The organism is Ochrobactrum sp. MYb379 (genome assembly GCF_037479515.1).
In the GTDB taxonomy this organism is placed as follows: domain Bacteria; phylum Pseudomonadota; class Alphaproteobacteria; order Rhizobiales; family Rhizobiaceae; genus Brucella.
Genome location: NZ_JBBGYW010000018.1, coordinates 65,320 through 84,318, shown reverse-complemented (window position 1 = coordinate 84,318; position 18,999 = coordinate 65,320). Strand labels below are relative to the sequence as shown.

Sequence of the window (18,999 nt, the reverse complement as noted above, 5' to 3'; positions counted from 1 at the left end):
ATATTAATGATATTTTTATCGATTTAATTAGTACTTATGAGTTTTCTTAATAAGAAAATCATATTTAGGTTAATTATTATAAAGATGTTATTTATGATGGCTTTCAAGTATTCAAAATTCAGAAGTAAAGATTGAAGACATGGTTTAAAATCAGCAAACCGCGACTGAACCACGCTCTTACCTCAAGCCGATCGTGGAATTGGATGATAAATGCTTGTAAGTTAGGAGCGTAATTTTGCTATCAGCAAAAAGTGCAAGCGTAAAGTTTGCAACTGGAAAGGGAGAGTAAATTTGATTTTCAGCGCTGATTAAGCCGATGCCTGCATCCACAGCTCGAACAGGTAGTTGATACCTACCTAAACTAATCGCTATCCACCGTTACGTTCATTCCACGCCGAAAATGCGATTAGGACAATCCAAACGGCCGATATTGTTGTGATAAATGTTGCCATCATTTTCCCTTTTAATGTGATAAGCTAGGTGACCAGGAAAAGGTTCACAGGCATCTACAAAAAAGCAAACACTTTTGGGTTATTCTGAGGCTGTCTCCAAACCGGAATTGCGGTGATATGTCTATCAGCGTCATGAAGCGCGCTCGAGTGCGCCATTTGAACGGTTAGGTCATGGATAGTGGTCAGTGTCCGCTAACTGCTCCTTTGAGCGTTATGCACTATGAGTATGATAAAATAAAACTTTCGCGGAAATATTTGCCGGGCAATCAAATTTAGAAGAGTAGAGAACAAGTCCGCAATAACTAAAAAATATACCTTTATTCGCATGGATAATCCAATTAAGGATGTGGTAATCGTCATTACGTCTCAAATTGATTATGTTCTAGAGAATGCTTAATGAACTGCCATATAATAACAGTGGGTGGCAGAAATTTGGGCGCGGTGATTTGCGTTTTCTTAATTGAGAAAAAACATTGCCAAACATCTTCTCGCTGAAAAATGTCTTGGTCCGAGAACGACTTACAGGTACGTTAACAGAGTTCAAAGCCAAGTTGCACGTATAATTTCGATTGCTACCAAAAAGAGCGTGGACTAAAATTTCCGTAAAGCATGGTGCATTTGGTAGCTCAGGTAGATTTCATGGCCCATCATTCTCAATACAGAAGCCTAGATAGCTATGAATTGTCACTTGTTTGCATAAAACCGCAGCATCTAGCTGGACTTCAAGCTCTTTCGGTAAGTGTTGGCTGGCCACAGAGAGAGCGAGACTGGATTGCTAATCTGGCCTTAGGAAAAGGTGTAGTGGCTATTGATCAGATCGGTAGAATTCAAGGATCCGCTATGTACTTCCCGTTTGGTGAAGACCGGTTTGCCATAGGGATGACGATCGCTCATCCTAAGCTGGAAAATTCCGGATTAGAAGAGTGGCTTATCAGCCACGTCGTTGAAAAGACCGGTGGCGGACCCACATTTCTAAATGCTTGTAATCATTCAATTACATTCTATGAGTCTGTAGGTGCCAGCAAAGCCAGTTATATTTTTCAGTATCAAGGATATCTCCTCGATCTGCCGCGTTTTAAAGTGACTTGCCGCCCCGCCAATATCAACGATCTTCAAGGAATCTGCAATTGCGATGCGGACGCTTATTCTGCTGATCGAAGTCATCTTCTGCGTTATCTTGCAGGCATATCTGAAGTGCGAGTTATTGATCGTGGAGGAAAAATAGTTGGTTTCTCCATGCGAAGACAATTTGGCAGAGGACATTTAATAGGTCCAGTAATGGCTTTTAACGATGATGATGCGATTTCCCTGACGGGCGCTCTGATGAAAGGTTTAAAAGGCCAGTTTATTCGGTCCGATACGAGAGCTTTATTTGGGCGTTACACTGAGTTTCTCATAGCGACAGGATTGCGAGTGGTATCGAATGTTACGACAATGGGTCTTGGCTCATGGTCTGATTTTCATCCACAATTGGCATACGGGCTATCCAGCCATTCAACTGGATAATTCTCATGGCGAAGAACTCAATGGGCTGAGCCTATCCGGCAAACAAAAAATGGCCTCGCGCATTCGCTCTGAACTGGGCATGGTATTCCAGAGCTTCAATGTTTGGTCACGCAAAGCCCTTCCCGAAAACATCATTGAAGCGCCGATCTATGTGCAGGGACGTTCGCGTTCTGAATGCTTGCACCAGGCAGAAGCTTTGCTCGCTAATGTGACATTGCCGAAAAGCGCAATTTCTATCCGGCACATTTGTCTGGTGGCCAGCAGCAGACTGTAGCCAATGCGCTTGCACTCTCCATGAAGCCGTTATGTTGTTCGACGAACGACCTCAGCGCTTGATCCGGAACTGGTTGACGAAGTGCTGCGCGCTGTGGGCGGTCTACTAGGAGAGGAATGCCGTACGATGCTGGTAGTCAAGCACTTACTGGACTTTGCGCTTGATGTGTCCAATTGCGTGGTTTTGGTGCACTAGGAGCTGGTCGAACAAGAAAGTGCGCCCGAAGCGCACTGATCACGGCCTACTTTCCCCGACAGCTCCAAGTTTTCGATTTGCGTATCGCAATGAGAAGTAAACTTTGTGCGGAAAGCAGGGTCGCATCTGATGAAGATACCTTATGGCAGGGCTATCACTTGTGGCAATCTGGTTCAACGTCCGGACACGCCTGCGTTGGTAAGGACCATGGGATCGGGTAAAGCTGTCAACCCAAAATCTATCATCACGCCATACCTTCTTAGCCAATTGCAAACTCAGTCGCAGATAAACAGTCTCACCTATTTTAGCATACGATAGTCCGGGTATTTCAATAAAGCTTCTAAACTTAATGATCAAAAAATGTTCTCATCGCAGAGCCACGTCACGTCCTTAATCTATTCACATATTGAAGCGGGATATACCCTAAAAGAACCACTATCAGTCTGCCTATCGCTGTATCGACGAGACGCTGAACTCCATAATCAATATTGGCAGTTCCTGGAACTATGACATCAACAAGCATTAAAATCAGTGGTGTTAGAAAAACGGCTTGCAGAATGTAGGATCGCTGCATTGCCCACGGCAACATAGCGCTCAAAGCGGCCATCAGAGCAATGAACAAAGCGCCTTTTGGAACGGCTGTTAAGATTACAGCGCCGATTATGACGCCAAGGATTGTTCCGATGGTGCGTTGAATTGCACGGTCTCGAATTGATCCAAAGTCAGGCTTCATCACCAAACCGACTGTGAGGGGGATCCAGAACCAGTGGGCATCATGATCAAACCAATGGGAAGAATAAGAAACACCAAGGCAGACCGAAAAAGCGATTGCGGTTGCTACAATTGATCGTTGAGTTGCAGCACGAATTTGGGCTGAGGAACTATGAGTTACCTTTTTTGATTGAGCATCTTGTGAATGCCAACCGCGTATCAACGCTTCCAAACCGAGGACTACTGAATAGAGAAGAGTACCCACCAGATAAAGAGCCGCAGGCTGCCAAAATGGTTTAATAGCAGGAACTCCAAGTGCGATTGACGCTAAAAGTAGTGCCTGGAGCGTGCCGATGGATAATGTGCTGCTTTTGTTGCTCAAATATGCTGCGCAAAAGCCGACAAGCATCATTGCAAAAACAACGAAAACCCAAGGCAATATCCCAAGATAACCGAGGAGGTAGCCTGAAGCACCGATTGGCGCAGAAATCAGCATTTTTTTAAATATTGAACTATAGATGCCTGAGCCTTCGCCGGTCGCCATCATCAGGCAACCCATCGCGATCCACATGCCGGTCATTATATCGTTAAAGAACAAAGCAACAGCAAAAGGGAATCCGATGCAAAAGGCTGTTCTTATCGCGCGCCACGAGTTCCAGGTTGCTGGCTTCAATTCAAATAATTCTGAAGCAATATTATTTTTTGCTGATGCCTGATCCATATCCCCGCCCCAAAACTCGCTTAACTCATATTAACTAACTATAATGTCATTACTGAAAGAATAAATGTTCTTATTAAATTATACCAAAAAAGGCTTTTGCGCGTCGGTCAGCATTGACCTTCGGATAAAATGTTGTTTGGGCGCTTACGAATAGAGGCGTTATTACATAAAGGTACGTCCTATCAGATTCCAGTCTTCACTACAAAGACAACATTATCCGATTGATGGGCATCTAAAGCAGTGTTTAGGATCTCAATCGCTCCCGTTTCGTTCATCTAGTCGTCGTTTAAGCGGATTTCAACATTTAACCCAGACTGCCGTAGGATTTCTGGTTCTCTTGGCAGTGCACATTTTTTATGTATTTATCTCGCCGGACAATTAAAACTTATCGTCATAGAACCTGTCTCATAGTGTTCGAAGCGAATTCAAAGACTAAAATAAGTTACTAAAAAAGGTCCCAAATCATATCTCTCATATAGATCTCTGAATCAATGGTACTGGCATCAGAAGGTCGAAAATTAAAATACTGAACTCACGCAATTCTTAAAACACGTACTCTAATTACACTTTATCAAACAGCGACTACGAAGTTAAATATTATTTTCATAGTGACCTAATATGGAATCCGGATGTTTAACAGATGACGTGTTCTCAATTCGAGACCTAAATTGAATAGATATAAGTTATTCAGATATTATAAATAAAGACTTGTGTAGACTATCTGCGCTACCCTCGGTAACCTGGGTGATTATTTTGATTTAATATGATGCCGACGTGGGAGTGTCGTTATGGTTGAGTTAAACAGCGAGCGGCAACGCATTAATGCTCTTCATGAGCTCAACATACTTGACACCCCACCATCGGCCGCCTTTGATGCAATCGTTGAAACTGCTGCCGCTATTTTTAACTGTCCCACTTCCCTTGTTTCACTTATGGCGGAAGACCGGCTATGGTTTAAGGCAAAATGTGGGATAGACCTTGATGGAACGTCGCGCGAGATCGCTTTTTGTGACTACACAATTAGCCTGAAGAAACCGCTCGTCGTCTACAATACAACGAGTGATCCCCGTTTCTGTAATAATCCACTTGTCACTGGCGAGCCGAATATACGGTTCTATGCCGGCGTACCTCTATCGCTTGACCGAGAACTTTATCTTGGAACACTGTGTGTGATTGGGACAGAGCCCCAAGTTCCCAGTGATGAGCAAATCGCCCAGCTCGTAAGGTTAGGTCGAGCTGTCGAAGGTCTGTTATTGGCGCATCGCCATCTTGTGATGTCAACCGAATCCGCTGCAGAGGCCAATCGTCAATCACGCGAAGCTGGCCGCCGCGGAGCATTGTTGTCACAAGTGGAGACGATGGCTGCTATAGGCGCATGGAGGATCAATGTTGCAACAACAGAGGTTATTTGGTCCGATCAAATCCGTGTTATTCACGAGCTTGAAGATGGTGAAACGGTTAACTTAGAGGACGCCCTTAGTTTTTATCCGGAACCGGATCGCACGCTTGTCAGGAATGCTGTCAAAGATGCTGTGGAATTGGGCAAGTCGTTTAAGTTCGATATAAATTTTATCACAGCGCGTGGCCGCAAGCGGCGTATTCGTGCGAGTGCAGATGTGGAAATGGACGAGGGGAAGCCGGTCCACGTCATCGGTATTTTTCAGGATATTACCGAATATTATGAAGCAGAGCGTGCGCTTTGGCTCAGTGCACATGTTGATCATCTTAGCGGCATTGCCAATCGGCACTGGTTCCAAAAAGATCTGGCCGAGCGACTTTTAAAAAGGCGGCGTCGGGCAAAAAAAATTCATGTTCTTATGATCGACCTCGATGGGTTCAAAGAAGTTAACGACACGCTTGGCCACCACGCAGGCGACGAAGTCATCAAGACGGTTGCGCGGCGGCTTGAGCAGGTTGCAGGAACAGGAGCTTTCGTCGCACGTCTCGGCGGTGATGAATTTGCTTTAATTGTAGACAGGTCAATTTCGTTTAGCAGTCTGCGTGTCCTTGCCGATGAAACACTCTCCCAAGTGAGTTTGCCAATACGTTTTTATAGCGATGCGATCCACGTGACTGCGTCTTTGGGGATCGCTTGCTTTCCAGATGATGCAGATACGCCCGACGGATTGCTTCGTTGCGCTGATATGGCGCTTTATAAAGTTAAGCGGTCCGGAGGCGGGAATATAGGCTTTTACACCTCTCAAACAGCCACAATCTTTGATACCAGACGTGCTGCAATTGATAAGGTTCGCACAGCCGCTGCTACTGGACGAATAATGCCCCACTATCAGCCCAAGTTTCGGCTAGCCGATCTTTCCGTATATGGTTTTGAAGCGTTGGCTCGTATCGTGGACGACGACGGTTCAATTATCGGACCGTCTGAGTTTTGGCCTGCATTTTCTGATCCCATGAGTTCGAGAACAATCACCGAACACATGCTCAACGCAGTTGTTGCAGATATTGCCTCCTGGAGATGTCTGGGGCTGGATCCGGGCATTATAAGCTTTAACGCTTCCGAATTTAGCTTTCTCAATCCCGACTTCGCAGATTTACTCACCCGAAAAATCGACGCAATGAACGTTCCGCGCTCAAGCCTTGAGGTTGAGATAACGGAAACGGTTCTTTGGGGAGATGATCTAAAGCTTGTAGGACAACTTCTGGCGGAGCTTCGATCCGCCGGCATGCAAATCTCGCTGGATGATTTTGGGACTGGTTATGCCTCACTCACTCACTTGCGCGACTTTCCGATTAATACTTTAAAAATCGACCAGTCCTTCATTGCCGGACTTGGCAAAAAGCCACAAAACACAGCTATCGTAAAAGCAATAGTCGAACTAGGCCATAATCTCGGTATGGCCATCGTGGCTGAAGGTATTGAAACACAAAGTCAGCTGGATTTTTTACACTCGATCGGATGTGATAATGGTCAGGGATACCTAATCAGTAAACCGCTTCCGGCAGATAACGTATTGAAAATCTTGCGCGGCTAACGTGCTGAATACATTTTGCCGACGATGACCTGAAGCATAGCAATCGTTCATTGAATATTGCAAGTTATAATCGATGCTTTCTGCGTGCAAAATGATGCGAGCAATTTGTATAGGGTCGGTAACTCCGCTGTCGTAGACGTGGTATATTTGTTTGGCTAATCTTTGAGCTTTGATCGGACTTTGAGTTGTGCGGCCGATGATGGCAAGTTTCACGATACGCTTCCTGCATAGCGCTCAACTGTTGGGGATTATATGTGCCAACAAATAGTCCAGATCGAAACGGCATATGAGGTTTTTCCATTTGAACGACGAGTGTCTCTGACGAAATTAATGCTCCTCGCGTGTTCAGCAGCGCACCGTCTAAACGTCATTACTCGTCAGCTTTGATTTGTGCATGCGAAATGAGAGCAAAAATAAACGTCCCGCCAAATACATTGCCAAACAGAGTGGGAATGCCAAAACGCAAAACTGCGTCTGTGAAGGAAACTTCGCCAATCAGCAAAAGAAATATAACCTCAATGGAACCGACTATTATATGTGTAAAATCGCCGATGGCTATTAAGTAGGTGACGAGAAATATTATTGCGAAGTGTGAAGCTTTTGTGCTGTGCAACATCCATACAAGCGTAGCGATCAGCCAGCCGGATATTATACTCTTTCCAAACATCTCTCCTGCAGTGTTTTCCATTAAATGATGCCCCATTGCTACAAATGAGCGTAACGTGTCATCAGAAAAAATGGGTAGCATGGCGAACGCGGTGGCTGCTATTCCTCCTCCAATCAGATTTCCAGTAAGTACAACTCCCCAAAGCCTGGCAACCCGCCACAAATTACGGACGCTTGGTTGGTCCATAAACGGCAGCACAGGTGTTATAGTATTTTCAGTGAAAAGCTGCTGGTTCGCTATAATTACTATGATGAAGCCGACCGAATATCCTGCTGAGCTTATCAGAAACGACATTTCGGACGCTGGCAGGTTGGCTTCGAGGATGCCTCTTGCCATCATAGAAAAACTCATCGATATGCCAGCGGCGATGGCCGACCAGAGTAATGCGAGCACATCACGCCCGAGCTCTTTCTCGCCGTGTCTGCGTATCAATTCATGTATCGCAGCGGATTTAGATGGGAGTGCTTCCTTCAGCGTCTCCGCTGTTTGCTCGGTACTGGTGGTTTCAACCATGTTGTGCCCCATAGAGCCGATGATTGTTGCTGGATGATTAAAGTCACTTTTGAAGAGAGAAGCAGTTTAATATTTTAAAACACTTACCAAATAAACGTATTGTTAAAGTGAAATGATTCGAGTAAACCAATACTTATTGCATGTCATTATTGGTTAAACACACAATAAAACGTCGCATCTCGCAAATCTAAGATATTTGTCGGATCTGGAATTTACCTCTATCAGTAACGTCTCGTGATAACAAAAATTACGAAACTTAACTTGAAACCTTCAATAAACGTTTGTTTTCTTCGATAGCGCCCATAATAAATTCTTTAAATTTATCATCAGTCGAAGCCTCAAACTGCATTTCATAATTACGTATTTCGTTTAAGAGCGTTGAGATCATGTATTTCTTTTCAGTTGGATCAATCTTTTTACTTACAGATCGTAACACGTTACGCAAACTATGAATCTGCCCCATTAAGTAGGCGCAACCATCTTCGACCACTCTGTATTCCATTCGTTTTTGGCAAGCGCCCCGACCACTGCAAGATAATGCTAATCATAACCAATCGTTCCCAGTGCTCGGCGATATATTTCGGCTATTTCTTAGGTATATCGGCCCGATGTTGGTGCAGAGAAGCCGTCATTGTTGAGTTTCGCCAGATTTTGAGCCAGATTTCTATTTCGGGCTAAACCACACAAAGATGGAGATCGACAAAGGATTCAACAGGATACCTGCGCTAGGTCTGATCAATATCAAACACAAAACTGGGTCAAATTCAGGCTAGATTCCACAGACTACCCAATAGTTGTTATTAGGTGGCCCATTTCGGGCGTTAGGACAGATGGAAACGGTTTCTGACTGGCAATCAGTACGTCGGCCAATAATGATAGTGACGAGTGGATCGTATCGCTCCAAGGCGGAAAATGCAGTGACTTGGCGCACACAGAAATTTTCTATAGACTGCGTAATTCATATGCATTACAATTAAGCTTTAAGTTGGAGAAATTTATGGCTTCTAACGCACTCGTTCAAACTCGCATTGATGCCGAAGTTAGAGATCGTGCCTCTGCGGTGCTTGAAAGTATGGGTCTTACGGTGTCGGACGTAGTTCGTATCTTACTCACACGGACGGCGAACGAGGGGGCATTACCGCTCGAACTTATATCAGGCAGCGAAGCGCACGATGCCTGGTTTCGCAGCAAGGTTCTTGAAGCGCTTCACGACACGCGACCCGACGTGCCGGATGATGAAGTCACGGCTCATTTCGAAAGACGACGGGCGGCAGCGCGCCTTAAAGCAGCGGCGCTCAAGTCGTGAAGCTCACCTGGTCCGCATTTGCGTTATCAGATCGAGACGCCATCTTCACTTTCATTGAGGCGGAGAATCCCTCATCTGCAATCATGGTCGACGAACGAATAGTCGCGGCTGCTCGTCGCCTAATTGATTTTCCGGCGAGTGGTCGGGTTGGCAGAATTGCCGGGACGCGGGAACTGGTGATAAACGGTACCCCATACGTCGCGGCTTATGCTGTAACACAATCGGCTGTTCGTATCCTCCGCGTACTTCATGGCGCACGGGAATGGCCAGACACGATTCCTACCAGCTAAGCTTCAAACTTTATTTATGGGATCAACGGGGCGCCAATTCGCTTCTCTCCAAGATAGACGGGCGATATCGCCGTTGACGAGGGGCAATCATCAAGAATCTTGACTGGCACTCAATCAGATCGAAGAGCATTTAAGTCTGGCTTCCATTTCTGTTCGATGATAGGGGGCATTCCGTTATCCGACCCACGATGCCCAGCGGGGTATTGCGGAGAAAATCGAGTTTTAAATTGCTGGTTGGTACGTGATTTCTGCGTATATGACTAAGAAACGTTTTCAGCGATGCAGGCCAAACTGACCTAAGAGCTGTTATATCGCTGCCTTAGTTGCTTTTTCCCTACGTAAAGCGCATGGTGATCACCACGACAGCATTTGAAACGGGCGCTGTCATTCAGGCTAAGACGCCTGGCCCGCAACAAAGGAGGACAAAATGTCTTCCAATGCTTTGAATCACAGAGACATTACTATGATTTCGCGCCTACTCAGGGAGGTTCGCAAACCTGACGACACGCAAGATTTGCGCAGCGATGCTGCACGCTATCTTGCACGCCGGTTTCAGGAGGGAACACGTGATGAAGGTCGCCTAAAAATCGCGCTGAAACAATTCGCCAAGAAGTATCGAACAATGGCAAAAGCCGTTGATCGTGGGGATGATCAAGGTGATGAAGTTTAAAGCGAAATATAATGGTCCTTTTATTTCCAAACCCTAGCAGAAGTTTCGATGATTTTAAGGCGGGAGTACGATTTGTCGGCTACGATGGAATGACTTCGGTTCCATTTCTAATTGATAAAGCTGCATTTGAGAAAGCCAGCGTCATCCCAGCGACGGAAGCATCGCTCCTTGCTGCCTTCGACGCCTCACGGAAAAAGATATACGATGTTGCCCGCGAAGTTTATTCCAACACTCGGCAAACTTCCTATCGGATTACTCTGGAGGACATGAAGTGAGCCATCTGGAAAGCTTGAAGTAAATGCAAGCCTAGCTGCGTTCATATTTCGGCCTCAGTTGCTTCAAGCGAATAAAGGCGCATCGTACATGTCTCGACGGCCATTGAAATGGGCACTGTCTGTTGGGAGTGCTAACTCCAGTCACAATACAAGGACGACATTGCGTCCTCCAAAATTTTCACACCGTATTTTGGCTCGACTGACTTCCACATGATGCGCGAACTATTGCGACGCACTGGCTGTCGGCTTCGCGATGTAGATAAGAACCGAGCCGCAAGCCTATCCGCGGCACAATTGCTTATCGCAGAAATCTGAACTGGGCGGTCGATATTGCCAACCATGCCGACGCTTGCTCTGCTAGAGCGTGTCCGCTTTACTCGGGGTCATATCCGCACGATTTGAAGTAGTTGGCGCATTCTTGTGGTTCGAACAGCGTAAGGATTTGGCCAACGGTATTCCATAAGCCGTCGACCGTTCGCTCGGCTTTTGCGCGCAAGACGGCCTTGAGCTTCGCAAATGCCTTCTCGATGGGGTTGAAGTCGGGACTGTATGGAGGAAGGTAAAGCAACCGGCATCCGGCGTCTTCGATTGCGTGACGTACTCCTTCCGCTTTGTGTGCAGGCAGATTATCCATGATGACGATGTCGCCCGGCACCAAGGTTGGAATGAGAACCTGCTGGACATAGGCCTGGAATGCTACCCCGTTCATCGCGCCGTCCAAAACCATGGGTGCCGTCATTCCAGATAGCCTGAGGGCTCCGGTAAACGTCGTCGTCTTCCAATGGCCGTGTGGGACCGGTGAACGGCATCGATCTCCGCAAGGGGCACGTCCACGAAGCCGGGACATCTTCGTGCTCAGGCCGGTTTCATCGATGAAGACGAGCCGCGCCGGATCGAGATCGAGTTGGTCGTCGAACCAATCCTGACGACGTTTCAGCAGGTCAGGACGCTCCTGCTCCAGTGCATGCGCGGTCTTTTTTTGAAAGTCCAGCCGCGCTTTCGTAGCCAGACGTCAAGCGCGCTACGGCCGATCGATATGGCTCTGTCCTCGCGCAATCGCAGAACCATCTCGTTGAGCGTGATATCCTTTTCCTCTTCGATTATGCGGATGATGAAGTCCTCGTGAGCACCAAGGCGTGAACCACCGCGTCGGCCCTGCTTAGCAGGCGTAAACTGGCCCGCCCGTGCGCTGGCAATCCAGGCGATGGCCGTTGAAATGCCAATTCCAAATCTGGCTGCCGCCGATCTCGCCGACATGCCAACGCGTGACGCAGCCAGAACGCGGCTACGCAAATCATCACTGAAAGCTCGGGTCATATTGCCTCCGACCAAATCACCAGTCGAAGCGATAGAATCAGAATTCAGCAGCCAAGGGAATCCCCAACGCGATTCCGCGTTCAATGGACGTGCTCTAGATACAGCTGGAAATGTGGAAGGATTTCCAGTCGCAATTTGAAGCTCCACAACAATAAAGACGCTTATAAGCAATGATCGTTCAATTAAGAACAGAATGTTTGGAGTATATTCAAAAGACAAAGCCAAAGTAGCCGAGAAATAAGAAAAACGAAGCAATAAAAGCCCAAAGAAAAAGTTGCATCAGTGAAATTTATGGTGGGATTTTTATCTACCAATACTGAAAATTTGACCAAAACCAAACGACATTATCTATACCGTTACCGGTTCGCTATGTGATAATATCATCCTGACAAAAAACTCAGAGGTCAATCATCTAACAATGGAGGTCGAATATCCATTGTCTGTCGTGCACGGATTTCCAGTTTAAATTCCATAATCAGAGTAATGCATTTTTACGTCATCAATATATAATTATATAGAAAATCAATAACATTATTATGACGCACGATATTTAGATATTTTTACATTTAACATATTCTTTTGGTATCCCAATGATTAGTGATTTTTTCAAAATGCGAGCTTGTTGCAAAACAAACAACATAGAGACTGTTCATTACAGCATTTCAACCCTCACTCAAGGCGAGACGATGTTTACAAAGGACGTTATTTGGAGAGGAATGAATAGGTTGCGAAGCATGGATGTACGAAACGACGACATACATAGAAGTGCCAACATCGTTCTGTAATAAAGCCAGCGTTCCAGTCCCCCAATGATTGGATATACCTAATAGACGTAGGCGCTGAGCACCCATGCGACCAATCCAATATCAATGGATATTATGATAAACGCGATCAGATAAACGCCCACGTTACGATGCGACGATTTTTGGACAGGCTTTTCCTCTTTGCCAGATTGATCACGTGTCATTAAGACGATACCAACCCCGATTGACGCGCACGAAGTTGTCCTTACTGTCCCGATGCGACGTCGCCGCGCTGGAGCTCAGATACCTTTTCAATGGAGGTAAATGCATTGAAGGCATGTGTTTAGCTAAACATCTTGCGCTGCACGGTTCGTGGCCCCTGTTTTCTGTCCGTACAGTAATCCGGATCATGGGATCGATAAGGTTGTGGCGAAACTCCATCTTCTGATCTCTTCCCTCAACGTCTGATGCTGGGGAGCGCAACATATCAGACATGGAGCAGCCTCAATCGGAGCCTCTTTCGCGGAGGCCAACGGAGAACTGAGGCTTTTGCCTTGACCTGCGGGGCTGTATATCCACCCTCATTCTCCCAGGCTTCCAGATCTCTTTGAGTGGATTGAGACAAGCGTTGGGCGCGAATTGCCAAAAGCATGTCCAGCATCTGGACAGGATCGTGGCGCCCATCGCTGAATATTTCACTAAGGTGTTTAGCGGCTTCAAGGCGGGTTTCTGGTTTTTCGCATCCCTCCAGCGAATAGCCGGAGCGTTGCAGAAAGGCGCGAAGCAAAGGAAAATCTTTAGGACCAAAGTAGGGCAGTTGTGAAGCGGAAGACATCACATGTCTCCCTTCATGGTTGGGGCCGGAGATCGGGGTATATCTCCCAGCGACAGCGCCCGTTTCAATTGCTGCTGATAGTAAACAGTGCGCCTTTTAGCGTTATATAGCAAGAGACATTTATTATTTAATATAAGTGTAAAGAATCTTTTATATAATCATACCGATATGAACATTATTGCTTCTCATAACATTATCGAAATCTTTCAATTTCGCGAATAAATCGTTCAGCATACTGCGCTGTATTAATATCATCTTTTTCGTTTGAACCAGGTATTTGATGGCGTGTGAACACCGCCTTTAGTCGATCAAGAAATTTGGGTTCACTTTCGGCCAAGTGACCGATGAGAACTTGAAGTATTTGCTCGTGTGCAAGAACCTTTCGTTCCAGCGCCGTGATGTCATTAGTCATTGCGTTTACTCCTCGGTAAACAATGGTGCATCGAGCGGGAACGTGAGAACCCACCGCACGAACGCCGCAGAATGTTCGCAAGCTGCGTCCAATCCTTTGATGGAGAGGTCATTTGCGCACGAGCATTTTTGATGTCGCTTCTACTGGCCGTCGTGTCATCATCGTGACGTGGACGCACAGAAACAGTTTCTAATCCAATGACAGGGTCATGATGTTTTTCCATTAGAGCCTCCTAATTCGATTCCCGGTTTACACTACAGGGTTCCTGGCGAGTTCGTTGCTAGCGCTTCATTGGGTTGGCCACCCTGCCTTCTCGATAAGTATGGGGTGAGAATATGCCGGGGTAGCCTTAAACTCATCTAGGATATTAACAGCAGCCGGATCGCTTCTTGATTTCTCGAGACAGTAAGGCGGTAGCGCGAGTGTTACGGAGTCAGTTATGCTGGATGCAATAACGCGCTAAGAAGTGCCGGTGTGACCCAACTGCCAACGGAAAAGCTCATAGTAATTGCCGCTTTGACATCAACTAATGCTCCGCCGAGTGCGGGCCTCAACAATTCAAATCGGTTCATGATGATATCCGATCTTCAACGATCGAACGCACATAATTATGCGTTGGATTTTGAGTATAACACCATTGTCAGCAATTTTGGCGAGAATTATTGCAGGTTCGTAATTCAAAGTTGTAAACAAAAGGAGTCATGCATTTCCGCACTACCCCCAGGGGTTGAATTTGCACTTTGAAGTGGCGCGGCGAGTGCATCCGTACCTACCATGTTCGCGCATGCCCATGTTATTGAGCACTACTGCAATCTAGGCTGCTGCATTCTGGTACTCAGCTCGGTAGAAAGGGCGTTCGGATCTGTTTTGAGATGGTTGCAAATCAAGAAACAATCTCCATGCGGCATTTCTGAGAAGCGTTCGAGGGCTTTCAGATTTAAGACCGTAATCGAGCGATACCCTCTCAATATCCAGCCAGCATTGGTGAATATCTGGAGCGCAGCATTGGTTTGCTTGCGCGATGCGTTCGCCAAGCCCCCTAAGCTGTCCTGAGATATCGTTATAGATGCATTATCCGTCCATGCCATTCTGCGAAGAACAGACGCTAAACGACGATCGACATCTTGTTTTTGGAGGTCGTGAATAATTCGCACAAGCATGTCTGTTGCAAAAATTGAAATAGCCGCAAACGCGCGGGTCATCGCTGGCACTTGTGCGGACAGGCGCTCCATCGACCCGGGTAAGAGCAAGAATTCCTGATTGGCAATCAGCGCATCTTAATTGCATGGTCACCGGTTCAAACCCTTTCTAAGCGTGTAATTGCGCCTCTTGATTTGGTCATTTTGTTGATTTCCACGTAGAAGTGAGCCAGATGGGGGCGGACAAGAACTTGGACTATCAGATAGATAGGTCATGTATTTCTACGAAGTCCAGAATAGGCCCGCCATGTTTCGGCGCGCCCCGGCGGATTGCTTTGATGGACTTGTGCCTAACTGACGCTTCCTTGAATAACAGGTCAGTCACCGCCTAGCATGGACTATGATAGGCGGTTCTTTTTAATCTAAGACTCTATTTTTTACGATCTCGGTGTCTTTGATGCGATGTAGGATAGTTGAAGGTTTAGATACGTTAGGCGTCGATTCTAACTTATCTTTCTTAGGCTTCCGAATTTATCGGTTACTGCGCATTGTTCCTCTTGACATCATGTCGCTTTCCATAACGCGTGTTAAGGTTCGTCGTCTGATCAATTCAAGTTATTGGTTCAAATACGATTGTTTTGGTGCTCTCGGTTTGCGGAAGCAGCATATGTTTCGGTCGATGCATTAAAACGTATGGATTACATCAACTATCAGCCCAGCCATGAAATCCTTCAGGACTGTCGTGGGGCGCTTGCGAAGAGGGTCGGATAGAGGTCTCACGTTCTCAGTTGCGTATTTCGCGTTGGTAAGAATTCTATTGAGAATGCGAGTGCGATCCGGCTGAAAGACTAAAATGTTGTTGTCGGAAGATATAACGCCCTCCTTTGTTGCGGGCCTGTCATTCTAAGTCTGAGCAACAGAGCCCGTTTCAATTGCTGTTGCGATAACCATCACGCGGCTTATGCTCCAGTAAAACAATTTAAGGTTGCATTAAGGCTGAGCCTGTTGCTTCTGGTTAATTTAGCCTCGCTCACGCGGGCCTTTGATCTGAAGTCTAATCTTCGGATGGCGGCTTTGAATAGCTGTTGAGGAAATAAGACCCTCTATCTACTCGGATGAAAAGCGCCACTTCTATCGGTAAGTTGTAATCACTGTTATAGGCGAGAAAGCCGAAATAATCGGTGTAATTCCAATTTGGTATAATTCGACGTAAATCCCGAGCCGTAAATGGCTCTACAAGGGTTCCATCAACGTGCACGGCAGTAAGAACGAGCTTATAAGCGTTCTGGGCCGAGATTTTCATTTACCAAGTTTACAGGGAACCTGAAAACTAGCAAGCTAGTATTTGACCTTAGCCGAATCGTGGGCTCCCTATCTGTAAGTGAAAACAGCCGCCACCTTAGCATGTCGGCGTTAAACGTCGAAAGCATTGGGATTAAAGTTTATATCTTGAACTTTAAGATGCGCCGCCTTCATCGTGCTATCGATCAACAGCTTGATCCATTGCTTTATGGTTCTTGATGAACTGGTCTAACGCAATTCTTAGACGATCTTCGTGATAAGTGCCTTCTAGAAGTTGCCGTGCGAAATAGCGTGTGGCTGCCGTGCGTAAATCCTGCGTATCGTTTGGCAACCGGGCTTTCCGAAGGATTTTCGAAATCAATCCATTATCGGTAGCGTCTAGGTAGGTGGAAGACATTACGTCCTCTCTGGTTGAGGGCTAGGCCGTCTTGACTTGAACGACAGCGCCCGCTCCAAATGCTGCCGTGATAATCACTGTGCGCTTTAATCCACACATAAGCAAATAAGGCAGTTGCATCTACGTGTGGCTTGTTCGTTTAGCGATAAGGAAGGCCGCAACCGTCTACCTCGAATTATCATCCAGCCGCGTTAGTCAAGCGTTTGAAGTTACTTCTTTTGTTTCTCAGTATCTTTGATTGGAGTGGTGAAACCGCCACCTTTCTTGCTTAAAAAAACTGAGTGTTCCAAACCTGCACAGATATTTGTTCATGTCATTTTAGTCTGGTTTCAGTCCATAACCAATGTTTTGCCTGATTTGAGACGGGTTTTCATTATGGGTAGAACTCAACCCAACCAAAGACGGAAATAGATTATGGATCCAATTGGATAGCTGCGATGGGGATGATCAGCATTAACACAAACTCGGTCTAATTCAGTCTGAATTCAACATGCAGATAATTTGGTGGAATGCATGGCAGACACGCGAGCAGTTAACTGATGCGCTTTTCAAATATATTAAGAGCTTTAATTCGTTTGGCAGAGATCATACTATACTTCGACAAATATCAGCTGCTGAACTGGAACAAAGAACCATCCAAACGAGATTGTGAGGCGATATAAAATGGCACAAGTTCAACTGTGAGCTGCGCCTATATCACCAAAACAATGGGTTGCTAAAGGAGGGATATAGGTTCATGGTAGTAATTCCAGCAGCCATTTTACGGGCGCTACTGTTTGAGGGTTGATTACCCTGGCCCCAAGCGAGGAGGACGCCATGTCTTCCCTATTCTATTATTCGAAGACACCCAAATACGCCACCATTGCCAATTACTTGTTATTTGCAGCGAGCCTCGCCATGATTGGGTACATCATGGCCGAGGGGTGGTTTTGATAGGCAAAAGCACGTAAGGCTGAGAGGTGGTGTTCAAGATGACCGCAAGAACCACGGAAACCGAAGTCACGTTCAAATATCCATTTCGTCTGAAGTCCTGTTCGGAGCCATTGGGAGCGGGCACGTATCGCCTGGTGGTGGACGAGGAGTTGATAGAAAGCTTGAGCTTCACGGCGTATCGTAAAGTTGCGACGCATCTTGAGCTTCCCGCTGTCTCGGTCGCATCGATCCACCGTCGGTTCCTTCAGGTCTCATCAATGGAGATCGAAGATGCGATGGAACGTGACACAGCTAAAATCGGCGCTGGCACCAGTGACATCGCCTGATCTAGAAATTGATTTTCCAATACTTTGTTCAATACCTTCGTCGTTAGTCGAAGATTGCTTCAGCACGTTGCCTTGTTGTACATACCGCTTTGAAGAAAATAGACCGGTCAGAAGACGAGAGTTGTACTTTCTTTAAAGCGGTATTTACTACGACATTGGCAGTCACGGCCACGTGTATACCGCTGCATCTTTCTGTCACTGAAGGTGTCCGTGCCATGAAGGGTCGTGGCTAGCATTGCACGAAAAGCGGCAATTGAACCGATGAAGTTATGCTTCAAACGTGGACGGTGGTTTTCCTGCACGATTATTGAGAGGATATGATCTGATCGCTAGTGTGCATAGGTCCGGCCTCTTGTCGCGTCCGCACAAGAACGCTGGCCAGCTGGCTTCGGCGACGCTCGCTCCGATCAGTATATCGGTCTGTAACGACTACTGAAGTATTCAGAGTGCTTTTCGGGTATTGCCATTTGCGGACAGCCACTGACTTGCAAGTGTTTTCTTTATGTCGTTTGTCTTTATTATTAGCGGCCATGTGTCCCGCCTGTCTGTGCGTTAGCCGTAAGGACGATGGAGGTGACGTTGCTGAAAGCGCGTTGGTGTTTCATTGACTTTTATTATGCGCACGCCAATATTTGAACCTTGATACCACACCGGAGCGCGGCCTTCGTCACCGACGAATTAACCGTCTCTGGTTTCAGGCAGAGTAGGATTGGTATCGACCGTATGGTGAAAGTCGGATCTATTGGCGCCGGAGCCGCCGGCATAAGTGGTCGATGAATCAAATAAACTCCGAACGCAGCGACGGGTTGCTGACCTATGTGCTTGCCTCGGGTTCGCCGGACCATTACATGAACGCGACGGTTTATCATGAGGGGTTGACCTTGGGACAGGCTTTTCGGAATGGGCGAAAATACCACGGCATTGAACTGCCGCTCGGTATGGATCATAGTGGTACGCTATTCATCGCGCATTATTCATTCTGTGGCCTCGATTGCTGGGGCTGACGTCGAGCCATTGCCCACGAG

16 protein-coding genes and 1 pseudogene are annotated in these 18,999 nt (G+C 46.5%); 9 read left to right on the top strand and 8 right to left on the bottom strand.

Annotated elements, in window-relative coordinates; all coding sequences use genetic code 11:
* Positions 1 to 1,091 precede the first annotated feature (1,091 nt).
* Complete coding sequence (locus tag WH356_RS21380; RefSeq protein WP_339514458.1) at positions 1,092 to 1,958, top strand: GNAT family N-acetyltransferase; 867 nt, start codon at positions 1,092 to 1,094, stop codon at positions 1,956 to 1,958.
* Between the two features lie 19 nt (positions 1,959 to 1,977).
* Positions 1,978 to 2,424 (top strand): annotated as a pseudogene (locus WH356_RS21375) (ATP-binding cassette domain-containing protein); the annotation flags it as partial.
* A gap of 385 nt (positions 2,425 to 2,809) precedes the next feature.
* On the opposite strand, the gene WH356_RS21370 reads toward WH356_RS21375, so the two are convergent.
* A complete protein-coding gene (locus tag WH356_RS21370; RefSeq protein WP_339514456.1) occupies positions 2,810 to 3,859 on the bottom strand; it encodes an FUSC family protein in 1,050 nt (349 codons plus the stop codon).
* A gap of 788 nt (positions 3,860 to 4,647) precedes the next feature.
* Between WH356_RS21370 and WH356_RS21365 the strand changes: the two genes are divergently transcribed.
* Entirely contained in the window at positions 4,648 to 6,849 is a 2,202-nt protein-coding gene (locus WH356_RS21365; protein WP_339514454.1) for a sensor domain-containing phosphodiesterase, read from the top strand.
* Between the two features lie 370 nt (positions 6,850 to 7,219).
* Here WH356_RS21365 and WH356_RS21360 read toward each other — a convergent pair whose 3' ends face one another.
* Together WH356_RS21360 and WH356_RS21355 are read right to left on the bottom strand one after the other, a co-directional pair.
* Positions 7,220 to 8,029 carry a formate/nitrite transporter family protein gene (locus tag WH356_RS21360; protein WP_339514452.1) on the bottom strand — a complete coding sequence of 270 codons (810 nt, stop codon included), beginning with the start codon at positions 8,027 to 8,029 and terminating at the stop codon, positions 7,220 to 7,222.
* A gap of 256 nt (positions 8,030 to 8,285) precedes the next feature.
* Positions 8,286 to 8,519: a hypothetical protein gene (locus tag WH356_RS21355; RefSeq protein WP_339514450.1), complete on the bottom strand. Its 234-nt coding sequence runs from the start codon at positions 8,517 to 8,519 to the stop codon at positions 8,286 to 8,288.
* A 507-nt stretch (positions 8,520 to 9,026) separates the two neighbouring features.
* On the opposite strand from WH356_RS21355, the gene WH356_RS21350 reads away from it, so the two are divergent.
* The 4 genes from WH356_RS21350 to WH356_RS21335 all read left to right on the top strand — a co-directional run bounded on the left by WH356_RS21350 (position 9,027) and on the right by WH356_RS21335 (position 10,570).
* On the top strand, positions 9,027 to 9,335 hold the full coding sequence (locus WH356_RS21350; RefSeq protein ID WP_064322969.1) for a type II toxin-antitoxin system RelB/DinJ family antitoxin: 309 nt from the start codon (positions 9,027 to 9,029) through the stop codon (positions 9,333 to 9,335).
* A complete protein-coding gene (locus WH356_RS21345) occupies positions 9,332 to 9,625 on the top strand; it encodes a type II toxin-antitoxin system RelE/ParE family toxin (protein ID WP_339514448.1) in 294 nt (97 codons plus the stop codon). Before WH356_RS21350 ends, WH356_RS21345 begins: the two co-directional genes overlap by 4 nt.
* A 427-nt stretch (positions 9,626 to 10,052) precedes the next feature.
* Complete coding sequence (locus WH356_RS21340) at positions 10,053 to 10,295, top strand: hypothetical protein (RefSeq protein ID WP_339514446.1); 243 nt, start codon at positions 10,053 to 10,055, stop codon at positions 10,293 to 10,295.
* Between the two features lie 11 nt (positions 10,296 to 10,306).
* A complete protein-coding gene (locus WH356_RS21335) occupies positions 10,307 to 10,570 on the top strand; it encodes a DUF1488 family protein (protein ID WP_339514444.1) in 264 nt (87 codons plus the stop codon).
* 373 nt (positions 10,571 to 10,943) lie between these two features.
* On the opposite strand, the gene WH356_RS21330 is transcribed toward WH356_RS21335, so the two are convergent.
* The 5 genes from WH356_RS21330 to WH356_RS21310 all read right to left on the bottom strand — a co-directional run bounded on the left by WH356_RS21330 (position 10,944) and on the right by WH356_RS21310 (position 16,715).
* Positions 10,944 to 11,887, bottom strand: a protein-coding gene (locus tag WH356_RS21330; protein WP_339514442.1) for an IS630 family transposase whose coding sequence is annotated in 2 segments (ribosomal slippage) — positions 10,944 to 11,563 and positions 11,563 to 11,887 — 945 coding nt in all. Because the reading frame shifts where the segments join, the coding sequence is not laid out codon by codon here.
* A gap of 1,230 nt (positions 11,888 to 13,117) precedes the next feature.
* Positions 13,118 to 13,465: a hypothetical protein gene (locus WH356_RS21325; protein ID WP_339514440.1), complete on the bottom strand. Its 348-nt coding sequence runs from the start codon at positions 13,463 to 13,465 to the stop codon at positions 13,118 to 13,120.
* 193 nt (positions 13,466 to 13,658) lie between these two features.
* The gene (locus WH356_RS21320) at positions 13,659 to 13,877 is read right to left on the bottom strand and encodes a hypothetical protein (protein WP_339514438.1); all 219 of its coding nucleotides are present in this window, start codon (positions 13,875 to 13,877) and stop codon (positions 13,659 to 13,661) included.
* A gap of 803 nt (positions 13,878 to 14,680) precedes the next feature.
* Positions 14,681 to 15,079 carry a helix-turn-helix domain-containing protein gene (locus WH356_RS21315; RefSeq protein ID WP_339514436.1) on the bottom strand — a complete coding sequence of 133 codons (399 nt, stop codon included), beginning with the start codon at positions 15,077 to 15,079 and terminating at the stop codon, positions 14,681 to 14,683.
* A 1,417-nt stretch (positions 15,080 to 16,496) separates the two neighbouring features.
* Positions 16,497 to 16,715: a hypothetical protein gene (locus WH356_RS21310; protein WP_339514434.1), complete on the bottom strand. Its 219-nt coding sequence runs from the start codon at positions 16,713 to 16,715 to the stop codon at positions 16,497 to 16,499.
* 971 nt (positions 16,716 to 17,686) lie between these two features.
* Between WH356_RS21310 and WH356_RS21305 the strand changes: the two genes are divergently transcribed.
* Positions 17,687 to 17,974 (top strand): hypothetical protein, encoded by a 288-nt coding sequence (locus WH356_RS21305; protein ID WP_339514432.1) that lies wholly within the window; start codon positions 17,687 to 17,689, stop codon positions 17,972 to 17,974.
* A 773-nt stretch (positions 17,975 to 18,747) separates the two neighbouring features.
* On the top strand, positions 18,748 to 18,978 hold the full coding sequence (locus tag WH356_RS21300; RefSeq protein WP_339514430.1) for a glucoamylase family protein: 231 nt from the start codon (positions 18,748 to 18,750) through the stop codon (positions 18,976 to 18,978).
* Positions 18,979 to 18,999: the final 21 nt, after the last annotated feature.

Coding starts and splice junctions, on each gene's coding strand:
- WH356_RS21335 (WP_339514444.1), top strand. CDS start 10,307: ATGGTCCTTTTATTTCCAAACCCTAGCAGAAGTTTCGATGATTTTAAG.
- WH356_RS21300 (WP_339514430.1), top strand. CDS start 18,748: ATGAATCAAATAAACTCCGAACGCAGCGACGGGTTGCTGACCTATGTG.
- WH356_RS21380 (WP_339514458.1), top strand. CDS start 1,092: ATGGCCCATCATTCTCAATACAGAAGCCTAGATAGCTATGAATTGTCA.
- WH356_RS21370 (WP_339514456.1), bottom strand. CDS start 3,859: ATGGATCAGGCATCAGCAAAAAATAATATTGCTTCAGAATTATTTGAA.
- WH356_RS21310 (WP_339514434.1), bottom strand. CDS start 16,715: ATGTCTTCCACCTACCTAGACGCTACCGATAATGGATTGATTTCGAAA.
- WH356_RS21305 (WP_339514432.1), top strand. CDS start 17,687: ATGACCGCAAGAACCACGGAAACCGAAGTCACGTTCAAATATCCATTT.
- WH356_RS21320 (WP_339514438.1), bottom strand. CDS start 13,877: ATGACTAATGACATCACGGCGCTGGAACGAAAGGTTCTTGCACACGAG.
- WH356_RS21350 (WP_064322969.1), top strand. CDS start 9,027: ATGGCTTCTAACGCACTCGTTCAAACTCGCATTGATGCCGAAGTTAGA.
- WH356_RS21340 (WP_339514446.1), top strand. CDS start 10,053: ATGTCTTCCAATGCTTTGAATCACAGAGACATTACTATGATTTCGCGC.
- WH356_RS21315 (WP_339514436.1), bottom strand. CDS start 15,079: ATGACCCGCGCGTTTGCGGCTATTTCAATTTTTGCAACAGACATGCTT.
- WH356_RS21325 (WP_339514440.1), bottom strand. CDS start 13,465: ATGTCTTCCGCTTCACAACTGCCCTACTTTGGTCCTAAAGATTTTCCT.
- WH356_RS21365 (WP_339514454.1), top strand. CDS start 4,648: ATGGTTGAGTTAAACAGCGAGCGGCAACGCATTAATGCTCTTCATGAG.
- WH356_RS21360 (WP_339514452.1), bottom strand. CDS start 8,029: ATGGTTGAAACCACCAGTACCGAGCAAACAGCGGAGACGCTGAAGGAA.